9 protein-coding genes are annotated in these 15,270 nt (G+C 40.6%); 4 read left to right on the top strand and 5 right to left on the bottom strand.

The features are described from left to right. Positions 1-105: 105 nt before the first annotated feature. A complete protein-coding gene (locus tag ACH30E_RS09510) occupies positions 106-1,029 on the bottom strand; it encodes a helix-turn-helix domain-containing protein (RefSeq protein ID WP_294997058.1) in 924 nt (307 codons plus the stop codon). A gap of 211 nt (positions 1,030-1,240) precedes the next feature. Between ACH30E_RS09510 and gyrB the strand changes: the two genes are divergently transcribed. Together gyrB and ACH30E_RS09500 are read left to right on the top strand one after the other, a co-directional pair. Further along, a complete protein-coding gene (gene gyrB / locus ACH30E_RS09505; RefSeq protein WP_294997057.1) occupies positions 1,241-3,220 on the top strand; it encodes a DNA topoisomerase (ATP-hydrolyzing) subunit B in 1,980 nt (659 codons plus the stop codon). A 187-nt stretch (positions 3,221-3,407) separates the two neighbouring features. Next, a complete protein-coding gene (locus tag ACH30E_RS09500) occupies positions 3,408-3,614 on the top strand; it encodes a hypothetical protein (RefSeq protein WP_026768059.1) in 207 nt (68 codons plus the stop codon). A gap of 57 nt (positions 3,615-3,671) precedes the next feature. Here ACH30E_RS09500 and mfd read toward each other — a convergent pair whose 3' ends face one another. Together mfd and ACH30E_RS09490 are read right to left on the bottom strand one after the other, a co-directional pair. Then, positions 3,672-7,076 (bottom strand): transcription-repair coupling factor, encoded by a 3,405-nt coding sequence (gene mfd / locus ACH30E_RS09495; protein ID WP_490824616.1) that lies wholly within the window; start codon positions 7,074-7,076, stop codon positions 3,672-3,674. A gap of 62 nt (positions 7,077-7,138) precedes the next feature. Continuing rightward, positions 7,139-7,606 (bottom strand): hypothetical protein, encoded by a 468-nt coding sequence (locus tag ACH30E_RS09490; RefSeq protein ID WP_490824615.1) that lies wholly within the window; start codon positions 7,604-7,606, stop codon positions 7,139-7,141. Between the two features lie 86 nt (positions 7,607-7,692). Here ACH30E_RS09490 and ACH30E_RS09485 point away from each other — a divergent pair, with 86 nt between their 5' ends. Both ACH30E_RS09485 and ACH30E_RS09480 read left to right on the top strand, forming a co-directional pair. Beyond that, entirely contained in the window at positions 7,693-11,502 is a 3,810-nt protein-coding gene (locus ACH30E_RS09485) for a S8 family serine peptidase (protein WP_490824614.1), read from the top strand. A 220-nt stretch (positions 11,503-11,722) separates the two neighbouring features. After that, the gene (locus ACH30E_RS09480) at positions 11,723-12,442 is read left to right on the top strand and encodes a hypothetical protein (RefSeq protein ID WP_490824613.1); all 720 of its coding nucleotides are present in this window, start codon (positions 11,723-11,725) and stop codon (positions 12,440-12,442) included. Positions 12,443-12,498: 56 nt separating this feature from the next. Here ACH30E_RS09480 and ACH30E_RS09475 read toward each other — a convergent pair whose 3' ends face one another. Together ACH30E_RS09475 and ACH30E_RS09470 are read right to left on the bottom strand one after the other, a co-directional pair. Next, entirely contained in the window at positions 12,499-13,770 is a 1,272-nt protein-coding gene (locus ACH30E_RS09475) for an ABC transporter permease (RefSeq protein WP_294996215.1), read from the bottom strand. A gap of 84 nt (positions 13,771-13,854) precedes the next feature. Next, the gene (locus tag ACH30E_RS09470; RefSeq protein ID WP_294996211.1) at positions 13,855-15,240 is read right to left on the bottom strand and encodes an NADH-quinone oxidoreductase subunit N; all 1,386 of its coding nucleotides are present in this window, start codon (positions 15,238-15,240) and stop codon (positions 13,855-13,857) included. Positions 15,241-15,270 lie beyond the last annotated feature (30 nt).

Here is a 15,270-nt window from a genome sequence, read left to right as displayed (position 1 = left end):
GTTTGCAACTATGGACTATGGTCTATGGTCCATAGTCCATGGAGATCGCTTGTGAAGCCCGGTAGTATCTTTCTCAGATTTTGTTCCGCTACATAACGGTAATAATTATCTCAGCAGATCGCAGGGTTTTAAGCCGGTATGTTTTTTGAAAGCGGCTGAAAAATGCGAGATAGAAGAATAGCCTAATAGCGCTGAAACATCTGTAACGCTAAGTCCTTTTTCATAAAGGAGGTATTTGGCATGTTCCATTCTTTGTTGCTGGTAGAAGTCGAAAATTGTAGTACCAAAAACTTCTTTGAATCCTTTTTTAAGATAACATTCGTTCATGGCGACTTTACGGCTTAGTTCCTTGATAGTGATAGGATCGCCGATATGTTGCAATAAAATTTCACGGGCTTGATAAATACGATCGCGTCCACTTTCATCGGCGAGGAATTTACAGGTAAAGCCTTCCTCTTTTTCATCTACAAGGCAATCGAGACTGTATAAAAGCAGTTCATGCACTTTGGCATTTACAAATATGTTCTCAAGGGCGCCGGAATAACTATGGTTTAGTAATGCATCCAGTGCATTTCTTTTCTTGCTACAAAGTGGAAATACTTTGGTAAAAGCATAAGGATGTTTGAAAGCGAGTACTTCGTCTTTCCGGTTGCTCAGTTTTACATTATGTACAAACTGGTGCAAAAAAGTAGCAGTAAAATGGAAAGTGAATACATCTACTGTCTGGTGTTTTCCGCTGCAATTATTGGTAGGAAGTTCGGTGCATTGTGCGCAACTTTTTTCGGCGCAGTAGCGGTTTCCTGTGGTACAATACCGAAGTTCCAGATAGTTCTCCTCGGGTTTACGGCTATTATAGTGGTAAACCATCATTCCTGTATCGTCTGCTACCCAGGGGTGCTGGGCATAATATCTCTTGATATTGTATTGAATTGAACCAGGAATATGTTGCTGTTTCTGGTATAAAAGATCCATGGTTGGCTCAATCCCACCTTTATGCGCTACCCTCAATATGTCCATTACTTCTACCATCAGTCTACAAAATTAATGTATAAACATCAAATTAACGTAAAATAAGACCGTGGGGATGTCATAACACTGTAAAAAAGCAGGTCGCAAAAAGCCGTTTTATAGCCTGTAAAATGTGGAAAACCAGCCTTTTTTTTAGCATAAAAAGAGGGTTATTTTCGTTAGCTTTGTCGACCTGCGAAAATTCACTTAAACACAGGATTCACAAGCATTTATGGATCAAGAACAATTGAACAGTAACGAGGCCCAGAATAAGAATTATGGTGCCGACAGTATACAGGTTTTAGAGGGATTAGAAGCCGTTAGAAAAAGACCCGCCATGTATATTGGCGATGTGGGTGTAAAAGGTCTTCACCACCTGGTTTATGAAGTAGTGGACAACTCTATTGATGAGGCATTGGCCGGCTATTGTAAAAACATCAGCGTAACCATTCATGAGGATAACTCTATCAGTGTACAGGATGATGGTCGTGGTATCCCTACAGCCATGCATAGCAAGGAAAAAAAGAGTGCCCTGGAAGTTGTAATGACGGTACTTCATGCAGGGGGTAAATTCGATAAGAACACCTATAAAGTATCCGGAGGTTTGCACGGTGTAGGGGTAAGTTGCGTGAATGCACTCAGTACCACTTTACATGTAACCGTTCACCGCGAAGGAAAAATATTCGAACAGGAATATAAAATTGGTGTTCCCCAGTATCCTGTGAGGGAAATCGGTGAAAGTAGTATAACTGGTACCCATGTTCGTTTCTGGCCGGATGCAACTATTTTTCAGGAAACAGTTTACAAGAAAGATATACTGGAAGGTCGTTTGCGGGAGCTTAGCTACCTGAACAAACGCATCAGTATCACACTAACTGATCTGCGTGAAAAAGATGAGGAAGGAAATGTTTACTCAAAAAATTTTTACAGCGAAGGCGGTATCGTAGAGTTTGTTGAGATGCTCGACAAGAACGGACACCGCTCCCCTATCATTGCTAATCCGCTTTATGTGGAAGGACATGATGAAACCACCAATGTGGCGGTTGAAGTAGCACTAACCTATAATGATGATTTTAAAGAGCATATTTTCTCTTACGTAAATAATATCAATACCATCGAAGGTGGTACACACGTAACCGGATTCCGTCAGGCACTCACTAGGGTTTTCAAAAGTTATGGTGATAAAGAAGGGCTTTTTGAAAAAGCAAAAGTGCAGGTGGAAGGAGATGATTTTCGTGAAGGACTAAGCGCCATCATTTCTGTAAAAGTACCAGAGCCTCAGTTTGAGGGTCAGACTAAAACAAAATTGGGTAACAGTGAAGTAAGTGGTGTAGTGCAGACCACCGTTGCACGCGTACTTGAAGCTTACCTGGAAGAAAATCCAAAAGAAGCCAAACATGTTATCTCTAAAATCGTATTAGCTGCACAGGCGAGGGTTGCTGCAAAAAAAGCCCGTGATATGGTACAGCGTAAAACTGTACTTACCGGAGGTGGTTTGCCTGGTAAACTTGCAGACTGCAGTGAACGAGATCCTCAGAAATGTGAGCTTTATCTTGTTGAGGGAGACTCGGCAGGTGGAACTGCAAAGCAGGGACGCGACAGAAGCTATCAGGCGATTCTTCCACTCCGGGGTAAAATCCTGAACGTAGAGAAAGCGATGGAACATAAGATTTATGAAAATGAGGAGATCCGGAATATGTACACCGCCCTTGGCGTAACAGTTGGTACACCTGATGATCCAAAAGCTTTAAATATTACCAAACTGCGCTACCACAAACTCATCATCATGACGGATGCCGATGTGGATGGATCGCATATCGCTACACTGATCCTTACCTTTATTTTCCGCTACATGAAAGAAATGGTAGAGCAAGGTTATGTATACATAGCACAACCACCACTTTATCTGGTAAAAAAAGGAAAGGATCAACAATACGCCTACAATGAAGAGCAAAGGAAAATGTGGATCGAAAAATTAGGTGGCGGAAAAGACGACAGCGTTACCATTCAGCGATACAAAGGTTTGGGTGAAATGAACGCAGACCAGTTATGGGAAACCACTATGGACCCTGCTCGTCGCACACTGAAACAGGTAACCATCGAAAGCGCAGCAGAAGCCGATCGCATCTTCAGTATGCTGATGGGCGACGAAGTAGCCCCACGCCGCGAGTTTATCGAGAGCCATGCGAAGTATGCGAAAATAGATGTGTAAGCGATGTCAATTGTCAATAGTGAATTGTCAATAGTTTTAAAACTTAAAAAATGGACAATTCACTATTGACAATTGACCGCCCCCCTGTGGATTACTATTTTTCCCATTGCTTTTGATTTTCAATAAAAAAGACTAAGTTGTGGAAACATAACCCTAGTTTATTTACTAACACATTAAATGCTAAAAAATGGACACTTCAAAAATGATCAAGGCATACTGTCTGAAAACCAAGGAAAAAAATGTTCCCATGCAGGATGCAGTGATTACTAAAACTGCACGCGGCGGTTATATGGCTGCCGGACATGATGGAAAAGGAAATAAAATGGCGGCCATACTTGGAGAAGCCAAAGCCTTACAGGCAATTGCTGATGGCGTTGCTAAAAAAGGATTTTAATAAGACTTGCCTTAAAAACTTATTCAAGGCCGCTCAAATGAGCGGCTTTTTTTATAGCTAATTAGTTGCAGGTTGCTGAATAACTCCCTTATGCATACCATCCAGGAATCGCAACATGGCATCCATATCTTTGATATCATCTACTACCAGTAAGAAATTTTTACCCGCCTGTTTCAATCTTGCCTTATTAGTTCCTGTTTGTAAATAAGCCAGCACATTTTTAAATAATGCCGATTCAAAATAAGGAGAGTCGGGTCGGTTGATAAAATAACAACGAAGCGTATCCTGCTTCAGTGTCATTTTTTCAAAGCCTATTTCTACTGCCCTCCAGCGACATCTTACAGTGGTAAACAAATCTGTTACAGAAGATGGCATCGGGCCGAAACGATCTAACATTTCATGGTGGAAAGCCTGTAATTCTTCTTCTTTCTCACAATTATCCAATCTCGAATAAAGTGATAAACGCTCAGCAATACTTTCAACATAACTATCCGGTATGAGTATTTCCAGATCGGTATCAATGGTACAATCACTCACATAATCATCCTGCTTGCTGATCTCTTCTTTAAACAAATCTTTGAAAGAAGTACGCTTCAGTTCTCTGATCGCTTCCTCCAGGATTTTCTGGTACATCTCAAAACCTATCTCAGCCATAAATCCACTCTGCTCCCCTCCCAACAGATTTCCTGCACCACGTATATCCAGGTCGCGCATGGCAATCTGGAAACCACTTCCTAAATCACTGAACTGCTCCAGGGTTTGTAATCGTTTCCTCGAATCTGTAGGTAAAGTACTCATTGGAGGAGCAAGTAAATAACAGAAAGCCTTCTTATTACTCCTCCCTACCCGCCCACGTAACTGGTGAAGATCACTTAATCCAAACTGGTGGGCATTATTTACGATGATGGTATTTACATTCGGTATATCAACCCCACTCTCCACAATATTGGTACAAACAAGTACATCATACTTCTTGTCAATAAAATCCATGATCCTTTCTTCCAGTTCATGTCCTTCTAATTGCCCGTGAGCAAACCCAATACTTAAATCCGGACATAACCCCTGCAACATGGCACTCATTTCCGATAATCCTACTACACGGTTATGTATGAAGAATACCTGACCACCGCGCTCTGTTTCGTAATAAATAGCTTCACGTATAAAATCATCATTAAACACCTGCACTTCTGTCTGTATAGGCTGTCTGTTAGGTGGTGGCGTATTTATGATGCTGAGGTCACGTGCACCCATTAAACTAAATTGCAGTGTACGTGGTATGGGTGTTGCAGTGAGTGTTAAACAGTCAACATTGGTTTTTAATGTTTTCAATTTCTCTTTGTGCGCAACACCAAACTTCTGTTCCTCATCAATGATCATCACACCAAGGTCTTTGAATTTCACTTCTTTCCCCAATAAACCATGTGTTCCCACTATGATATCAACCTTACCTTCTTCTACTTTTTTCAGCGTTTCTTTTTTCTCTTTAGCCGATTTAAACCGGTTGATATAATCAACAGTAACAGGGAAATCTTTCAGTCTTTCTTTGAATGTTTTAAAATGCTGGAATGCAAGAATAGTAGTTGGCACAAGTACGGCAGCCTGTTTACCATCTACTACCGATTTAAAAGCAGCACGCACCGCGATCTCGGTTTTACCGAATCCTACATCACCGCAAACTAGTCGGTCCATCGGTGAAGGACTTTCCATATCCTTTTTCACATCTGCTGTTGCCTTACTTTGATCCGGGGTATCTTCATAAATAAAAGATGCTTCCAGTTCTGTTTGAAGGTAAGTATCCGGCGTATGTGCAAAGCCTTCCTGTGCTTTTCTTTGTGCGTAAAGTTTAATCAGGTCAAAGGCGATTTCTTTGACTTTTGTTTTTGTTTTCTCTTTTAATCTTGCCCAAACATCACTACCCAGTTTATTGATCTTCGGAACCGTTCCTTCCTTACCGGTATACTTTGATATTTTATGAAGTGAATTGATGTTTACATAAAGTATATCACTGTCTTTATAAATAATCCTTACCGCCTCCTGTAGTTTTCCATTCACTTCAAGTTTCTGCAATCCACTATATGTCCCCACACCATGATCGATATGTGTTACATAATCTCCAGGCTGAAGATCCCGTAAGGTTTTAAGGGTAAGTGCTTTGTTTTTATTATAAGCCTGTTTAACCTTGTATTTGTGGTAACGCTGAAAAATCTGGTGATCAGTATAACAAAGAATTTTCAGGTCTTCATCAATAAAGCCTTCATGAATGCCAGTTGGTACCGGAACAAATTGAATTTCCGTTTTCAGGTCGGCAAAAATGGTGTTTAGTCTTTCAAGCTGTTTTACCTGCTCAGCGAAAATGTAAATCTGGTATTTAGCAGCTTCATGAACAGAGAGGTTTTGTATCAACAGATCAAACTGTCTGTTAAAAGAAGGTTGTGCTTTTGTGTTGAACTCAATGATTGAATTAGCCAGCTGTGGTTTGTAACCAAATTCGATGATATGTCTTTGTTGAATAGCTTCTTCGATCGAAGATATAGTTACGAAATCCTCTGCTGATATCTCTTTGAGCACCCTGATCTCTTCATCATCCTCATTGCCTTTCATCTGGTATCCGTCTTTCAGCAGCTCAACAAATCCGAGCATTTCATCATATTGTTGTTGTACTTTCTCGGATATAACGTCCCAGTCTTTCAGCCAGATGGTTGTATTTGGACTAAGAAACTCAAATAAGGAAACTTTTTCTTCTGTGCTGAATTGTGTTTCAACATTTGGAATGATACTTACCTGTAATAATTTTCGCTCACTCAACTGTGTTTCCGGATCGAATATGCGGATGCTGTCTACTTCGTTGCCAAAGAGTTCGACGCGGTAGGGTTTTTCATTTCCGAATGAATAAATATCGAGAATACCACCTCTTATGGCGAACTGTCCGGGTTCGTATACGAAGTCTGTACGTTCAAACCCATACATTACGAATAATTCCATTAAACTGTCTGGATTAATGGTATCATTTGTTTTGATGGTAATGATATTACTGCTGAGGGTTTTCGGTAGTACTACTTTTTCAAAAATCGCTTCAGGATAAGTTACCAGTATTTTTTTATTTCCTCCCGCGACCAGTCTGGTAAGTGCTTCAGTACGAAGCATTACATGTGAGCTGTTAAGTATCCGGAAATTTTTGCGGTTTTTGAAGGAGGAAGGAAAATAAAAAAGGTCAAGCGCCGATGTAAGGTTTTCGAGTGTGTTATGAAAATAAGCTGCTTCCTCAGCATCATTCAATACTACTAAATGATTAAGCTCTTGGCAGGAAGGATGGCTAAACACACTACTCACAACGAATTCGGAGCTACTACCTTGCAGGTTCTTCAGGAAAATTTGCTGAGGTTGGGAAAAAGAGAGCCTGTCCACCAGCTGAAATAGCCGGGGGTTATTCTGGTACTGCTCCAACAACACATTCAGGTTCATAGTGCCAATCCTGCTATCGGTTAAAAACCGAAATCAGGGATGCAAAGGTAACCTTTGTTAGGTTAATAAGTTGCACTAGAATTAATCAGGATATTCATGGGTGTAATTTTCCCTGAATCAACCTGTACCAGTTGAATATTGTTTTGTGTGTCGAACAAATTGGCAAAATAATGCGCACCTTTCTTAACAAAAAGCGAGTAGGATCCTACTGGCAAAGCAACACTGTAACGACCCAGACTGTCTGATTGAACAGAAGCAACCAGTTTGCTGTTAATTGCCGTATATAGGGGTGATCCGGGTTCTACCGGTGTTACCTGTGAGATATGGGTGGGTAAATAGACAAAAAGAGTGGTTGATACGGGTTTGGGGGTAGGTGGCTGAATACCGACTTTTGGCATCTGATTTCCCTTAACTTCTGTGATGTTTCCAGAAATACCCTGCTTAATTTCACCATTTTGGGCCTTTTTTGACGACGAACAGGCGGAAAATGTTAAAATGGCAATAAACAGGCTAAAAAGAATCTTTCTCATGCTTCACTTTGAATGGTGAAAGTATCTAATTTTAATAATATTCCCGGGGGTGTGCCGGTGATCATGAAGTTAAACTAAACTATATTATGCTCAGACGATTTTTACCCACTTTTATTGGATGCTTAACCATCGTAACATTTGCGGCTGGTCAGGTAGCTACAAATGTTCAGGAACTGGAGAAAGCAGCCCAGGGTATTACTTTAAAAGAGAGACGTGAGTATACCAAAGCCATGTCATTAGCCAAACAAAAAAACTGGCCGCTAAGTATACGTTCTAAGGATGGCAGACTGGCTACTTTGGTAGGTGTAGATGGATTCAATTTTCCCAAATATTTTATTACAGATAACAATACCATTGCAGCAGCTACAACCAGAGCAAATCAACTTTGGGAAGGTGGTGCCAGCGGATTGAATCTTTCTGCGAATTCAGCTATCCTGAAAAACAAGATTGGTATCTGGGATGGGGGCCGGGTACTTTCATCGCATGTGGAATTAACAGGAAGAATTACCCAAAAAGATAATCCCTCAACCAATGATAACCATGCTACTCACGTTGCTGGTACTATGATAGCATCTGGTGTTAATCCAAGTGCAAAAGGAATGTCGTATGGTGCGCAGGGTATGATTGCATATGACTTCACCAACAGTTATGCGGAACAAGCTACAGAGGCAGCGGGATTGCTGGTATCAAACCATTCTTACAACGTAGTTTCTGGATGGAATTTTAATGAAGATCAAAACCGTTGGGAGTTCTGGGGCAGACCTAATGAAACCGAAGATTATAAATTCGGTTATTATAGTACAGATGCGCAGTTACTGGATTCAATTGCATACAATGCACCTTTCTATCTGATAGTTAAAGCAGCAGGTAATAACCGCGGAGAAACAGGTCCGAATGTCGGAGATCCCTATTTCCGTTTAAATGCGCAAAACCAGATGACTGCTGCCGGAAACAGACCAGGAGATATCAGCAGCAATGATAGTTATGGCAGTATTCCATGGGATGCGAATGCAAAAAATATTCTTACTGTTGGTGCGGTAAGAGGAATTCCCGGTGGTTATAACAGACCAGAAGATGTGGTGATGAGTTCTTTTAGCGGATGGGGCCCAACAGATGACGGCAGGATAAAACCAGATGTAGTAGCAGATGGCGTTAACGTGTTATCATCCTATTCATCATCAACTACAGCATATTCAAGTTTAAGTGGTACTTCTATGGCCACTCCTAATACTTCAGGTTCATTGTTCCTTTTGCAGGATCATTATTCAAAATTAAAAAATGGCAACTTTCTGCGTTCGGCAACCCTTAAGGGACTTGCCATACACACGGCAGATGAAGCAGGTATAACTCCGGGACCCGACTATCAGAACGGCTGGGGATTATTGAATGTACAAAAAGCAGCAGCAGTTATTTCTGCTTCTGTAGCATCTAACAATAGTGCTACCAGTGAACACCTGATGTACGAAAATCTTTTCAATGGTACGACCAATTCATTTAGCACCACAGTTGTTGCAACAGGTAAAGAACCATTAAAAGCTACTATTTGCTGGACAGATGTAAAAGGCACTGTAGACCAGATTAATGTGCTGAACAACCCTGAGAAAAAACTTATCAACGACCTGGATATACGCATTACCAGCGGAAGCAGAACTTTCAGACCCTGGACACTCGACCCCGCCTTTCCAGCAAATGCCGCTGTGAAAGGTGATAATACAGTTGATAATGTTGAAAGAATTGATATTGACAGTACGGTTGCAGGAGAAGCTTATACCATCACTGTAACACATAAAGGTGCTTTGGGTACCTTAACAAGAGGACAACAGGCTTATTCACTAATCGTAAGTGGTGTGGGTGGAACGGCGCATTGCAGTTCAGCAGCAACAAATAATGCTGGTGGTAGAATTGATAGCGTGAGTCTTCAAACGATTCGTTATGCAAATCCGACAGGAGCTACTACTTATACCAACAATACTGCTTTAGCTGCTAGTATTGAACCCTCTCAATCGGTTCCATTCCGTGTTCGTGTAAATAGTTCAGATGCAACTGATGCAGATAAAATGGTAAAAATATTCATCGACTATAACAACGATGGTGATTTTGCAGATGCAAACGAATTAGTGGCAACCAGTGGTGTATTAAAAAACACGCAAGTATTTTCTGGTTCATTTACAACTCCTAGTACACTTACCATTGGAAGTACATTCCGGACAAGAATCGTACTGGTTGAAACAGCCACAGCCACTGATATATCATCTTGTGGTACTTATACAAAGGGAGAAACAGAAGATTTCAGGTTGATTGTGGTGAACCCTTCTACTGACTTTACCATCAGTGAAATTCTCACCCCTTCCATTGCCGATTGTGCGGATAACAAACAATACCTTACTGTAAGTATCCGTAACAATGGAAGTGTACCTAAAACAAATATTCCTGTTTCAATAGAAGTTAAAAACGGAGCTACAACTGTAGCTACGCTTAATGGCATTTACCCGGCGGCAGTACCTGGCTTATCGAATGTAAGTTTTACTTTACAAACACCATTTGTAACTACGCAAAACACTACCTATACCATTCTGGCCACAGCCAATGTAACCGGTGATCAGAATACCAGTAACAATACATTAACTACAAACCTTACCATAGGTAAGAAAGCTGATAACCCTTCACCAATAGGGACCATCTGTAATACCACGGCTATATTGAAAGTAAATAATCCGGTAGCGAACAGTAATTATTTCTGGTATAACAGTTCAACAGCTACTTCTCCAATTGCAAGTGGGGCGGCTGTAACTACCACCAGCATTCCTACCAATAAAACTTTCTATGTTTCGAATGAAGTGAAAGCTTCTATTGGACCAGCCACTAAAATGGCTTATGCAGAGGGAGGATATAATAACTTCAGGGGGAATTTTGTAAGGTTTAATAATTCAGTTCCACTTACAATTGAAAGTGCTCGTTTATATATTGGCAACCCTGGTACAGTAGAAGTTATTGTAGCCAACCTGGGAACAGTTAACCAGGATGGAAGCTTTACCTATCTGCCTTTATCAAGAACCACCCTTTCCGTTACAGCTACGAATCCAAATCCACAACCCGGAGCAGTAACAGGAAACCCAACCGCAGATACAGGGGCTGTTTATTACCTGAATCTGCCAGTAAACGAAACGGGTGATCATATCTTATTGGTACTTTGTAATGAAAATGGGGCGACTATTTTCAGGAACAATAATATTTCCGGCACTACCTACCCCATAAGTATTGCTAACGTAATGTCGATTACAGGTAATAGTGTTAACCTTACCAATACAAGTGCCGATGTTAATCCATTCTACTATTTCTTCTACGACATGAAGATCAGAACAGGAACAAGTTGCCCTAGTGATCGGGTTGAATTAGTGGTAGGTGATGCCCCAACCCCTGCTATTACTAAAGTAGGTGACACCCTGGTTAGCAGTATTACAGGTACAACCATGCAATGGTTTAAAGATGATGTAGGCATCAATGGCGCCACTTCTAATAAATATAAACCAATTGAATCTGGTGTTTATAAAGTTGTAGTGGTTGATGCATTAGGTTGTCAGAAAACCTCCAATACATTGCAAGTAACCATTACTGCATTACCTCCGGAAGTAATTGCAAGAGAAATAAAACTTAGCTTATCGCCCAACCCTAATAAGGGAATATTCAACCTGAGTTTTGAAGTGAAGGAAAAGGCTGACCTCGCAATTGAATTATTAAATTCTGCCGGACAGCGGGTGTTTAATCAATCATACCCAGGCTTTAACGGAACATTCTCCAAACAAATGAATGTGGGTAATGTAGGCGATGGGTATTATGTGCTGAAGATTTTACACAATAAGAAGACATACTTGCAGAAAGTGATCATTGTTAAGTGATGATTAAGGGGTTAGGTATTAGGTATTAGGTATTAGGCGTTAGGTACTGGGTATTTAGTAATGTTTATTGTTTATAAAATTCTTTACGCTAAAGCCTAACACCTAACACCTAACACCTAATACCTAACACCTAGTACCCAGTACCCAGCACCCAGTACCTCACCCCAAATTATTTACATACTCCATAAATCCCTTTCCCTGTACCTTTGTAAAAAAGATCATGAAAAGGTTTGTATTGGTTATGCTGGCGGTGGTTATTTCTTTTGGCCTTCATGCGCAAAAAAGAAAGCTTGTTTATGGTTACCTGAAAGATAGCGTTACCAATATACCCATTAAAATCGCCAGTGTTCGTAACCTGAATACCAATACTACGGTTATGACGAATAATGAGGGGCGATTTGCAATAGAAGCTGCAGAAAACCATGTCTTATCATTTGCAGCAGTTGGTTATTTTTTTGACACACTGCAGTACAATAAGAACCTTGTTGTTCAGGATACACTTGCTGCTTTTCTTTCTCCACTGGCCCGTGATCTGGGTAATGTAACCGTTACTTCAAGAAGTGGCATTAGTCGATATCAGTTGGATAGCATAGAAAGAAGAAAAGAATTTTTACAGGATATTGTAAACTATACCATACCCACCGTTTCGAAAGCCAATTCCGGTGCAGGTATTGCCTTGAATATTGATCGGTTCTCAAAACATGAAAAGAAGAAGCGAAAAGCAATGCAATTTTATGAAACCAATGAAAAAGAAGCCTATATCAACTACCGCTTCAATACTGCACTGGTTCAATCGCTAACAGGTTTTAAAGATGAAAAACTACATTCATTCATCCAGCAAAACAGACCAACTTATGAATGGCTAAGGAAGCATAGTACCGAAGAAGATGTGATCTACTACATCAACGACCAATTAAAACAAGCAACCAGGAAAAAATAACTTTGCATACTTGTTAATGCTAACATCAAATTCTAAAGAATAAGGCAGAAGATTACCTACTCGTATCGCAGTGCGACGATAGGATTTAATCGGGCAGCTTTCATGGCTGGATAGATGCCCGCTGCAAGCCCTACAACAGAACAGATTACCACCCCTACTATTACCCAGGCCCATGGTATAACAAATCCTGTTTTTAAAACTAGTCCGAATAAGTTACCCACAAGTACGCCAAGGATGATGCCGAAGATGGCTCCTAGCAGACTAATAATCATGCTTTCAAATAAGAACTGTTGACGAACATTTTTACTTTTCCCACCGATTGCTTTAATCAAGCCAACTTCCTTGGTTCTTTCATTTACGGCAACAAGCATAATATTCATTAAACCGATGGCTGCGCCGATCAGGGTAATAAGTCCGATTGCACCTGCTGAACCAGTAATACTGCTCAGGAACCCGATAAACATTTCCGCGAATTTGTCGCTCTTTTCAATCACAAAATTATCTTCTTCAATGGGTTGTAGTTTTCGAACCGACCGAAAGACCGATGTAGCTACCCCGGATGCGGGTTCCAGATCATTTACATTACCCACCATTACCCCAAGCATATAGGAACGATTGATGTTTTGAAAATGCCGGATATTGGTATAGGTAGTAACAATTACATCATCTTGTCGCAACATGGCACTGGAGCCCTTGCTTTTTAGTAAACCTATTACTCTGTATGGCAGTCCTCCTACACGAATCACTTTATCCAAACTTTTCTCCGGACTTGTTCCAAACAAAGTTTTCGCAACATTGCTTCCTATGAGGCAAACATTACGCCCACTTTGCTGATCGAGGGAATTGAGGTTTCTTCCAACTTCTATCGTATAGCCGGTAACAGCGAGGTAGTTTTCATCGCCGCCCCATACTACTATTTGAGGATTGGTTTTCTTGTCGCGGTAATTAATTTCTTGTCCTCCGGGACCTCTTCTATAGATACTCACTTTTGCTCCGGGGTAATTGAAATTATCTTTAAAATATTCTGCTTCTTCTTTGAGAATGGCTTTATCCAGGTTCGATTTTTTTTCTTTCTTGCCCCTGGTTGTTTTCTTGACATCTGAATTATTTCCGAACCTTACACGAGAATCTTTAAATCGAATGTTGAAGGCATTAGCTCCCATAGAAGAAAAGCTCTCTACCAGGCTCTGGTTCATTGCTTCAATTGCTGTGATGATACCTATTAATGCCATGATACCGAAGGCAATAATAGCCACAGTAATGCCGGTACGCAATTTATTACTGCGTACTGTTCGCCAGGCCAGCGATAGAGAATCAAAGATGGTCATACCCTTCATAATAGCATTTCTCCTATAAAGATAACGTAGAAAAGCTGTCAGGATAGACCTCAGGCACCAAAAAATGAGGAGCGGTTAGAAATAAAACCAGTTCAGGATCAAAGATGGCCAAATACCGATAAGAATTACCAGTGCCGCCAATAAGACAAGTCCGGTTTTGAATGCACCACTTGTTACAGGGGCTTCTGTATCGCCTTCTTTGAAATACATAGCTTGTATTACTTTAAAGTAGTAGTATACACTTACCGCAGCAAAGAATAGAGCGATGATTACCAGCCATAAAGCACCTCCACTCTTAACAACTGCTGCCAACATATAATACTTAGCGAAGAAACCTGCAGTAAGTGGAATACCGGCTAAAGAAAGCAGAAAAATGGTGGTTGTGAATGCCAGTACGGGTTGTTTTTTAGCCAAACCGTTAAAACCATCGAATGTATAATCAGGCATTTTTATCAATACTGCAAAAATGCCGATGGTTGCCAGACTATATGCCACTGCATAAAGCAGGATACCTTCTTTTGCCAGGTCGTTTCCGGCAAACAAGGCAAACAGCATAAAGCCTGCCTGCGCAATACTCGAATATGCCAACATACGTTTTACACTCTGCTGGAATACAGCGGTAATATTACCGATGAGTAATGTTGCTATGATTACAAATGACAGGATGATTTTCCATGATGGGCCAAGCGCTACTGCCTGGTTTTGAAACAAGCGAATAAAGGCAATAAAACCTGCTGCTTTAACCACCGTTGCCATAAAAGAAGTAAATACACTAGGTGCCCCATCGTATACATCTGGTGTCCAGAAATGAAATGGTGCGGCAGATACTTTAAAACACATGGCTACAAACAGCAGTAATAATCCGGCTATCTGAAGAAAGGAAGGATTTATAGTGCCGGTAGTTGGAATTACCGGAGGTGCATTTAAAGCGAATGAACCGGTAGCCCCATAATAAAGGGCTATACCCATGAGCATAATGCCTGTTGTGAATGATCCCATCAGGAAATATTTCAGGGATGCTTCATTACTTTTCAGGTTCCGCTTATCTGATCCGGTAAGAATATATAGAGGGATGGATAAAATTTCAATACCGAGGAATAGCATCAATAATCCATTAAAGCCAGAAAGTATACTTACCCCACATAATACAAAGAAAATAAGGGCAAAATATTCTGCTACATTGATACCGGCTTTTTCAATATCCTTCCCGCTCAGGCATACATAGATAAACGTTGCTCCGAAAGCCAGGGTATTAAAATAGAGTCCGAATTTTTCAAAACTCAGTAAGCCCCTGGTATTGATATGAATTTTAAACAATGCATATGTATCCAGCAAATTCGCTCCTATCAGCAACAGTAGTCCTGTTGCGGCAATATACTTTAATACTGATTTATTATTTGTAATAATGCCGCTAAACATCATTACAACACCCAATAATGCCGATAATATAATTGCGTTCATATATCCAAATCCCCTGAGGGAATTTTGGGT

The sequence above is a fragment of the Sediminibacterium sp. FW305-C-61 genome (assembly GCF_058231065.1).
This window is presented reverse-complemented; position numbering and strand designations above follow the sequence as displayed.

Bases quoted from the DNA above. Each gene is read 5' to 3' on its own strand.
- mfd (WP_490824616.1), bottom strand. From the start codon at position 7,076: ATGAACCTGAATGTGTTGTTGGAGCAGTACCAGAATAACCCCCGGCTA.
- ACH30E_RS09480 (WP_490824613.1), top strand. From the start codon at position 11,723: ATGAAAAGGTTTGTATTGGTTATGCTGGCGGTGGTTATTTCTTTTGGC.
- ACH30E_RS09475 (WP_294996215.1), bottom strand. From the start codon at position 13,770: ATGACCATCTTTGATTCTCTATCGCTGGCCTGGCGAACAGTACGCAGT.
- ACH30E_RS09490 (WP_490824615.1), bottom strand. From the start codon at position 7,606: ATGAGAAAGATTCTTTTTAGCCTGTTTATTGCCATTTTAACATTTTCC.
- ACH30E_RS09485 (WP_490824614.1), top strand. From the start codon at position 7,693: ATGCTCAGACGATTTTTACCCACTTTTATTGGATGCTTAACCATCGTA.
- gyrB (WP_294997057.1), top strand. From the start codon at position 1,241: ATGGATCAAGAACAATTGAACAGTAACGAGGCCCAGAATAAGAATTAT.
- ACH30E_RS09470 (WP_294996211.1), bottom strand. From the start codon at position 15,240: ATGAACGCAATTATATTATCGGCATTATTGGGTGTTGTAATGATGTTT.
- ACH30E_RS09510 (WP_294997058.1), bottom strand. From the start codon at position 1,029: ATGGTAGAAGTAATGGACATATTGAGGGTAGCGCATAAAGGTGGGATT.
- ACH30E_RS09500 (WP_026768059.1), top strand. From the start codon at position 3,408: ATGGACACTTCAAAAATGATCAAGGCATACTGTCTGAAAACCAAGGAA.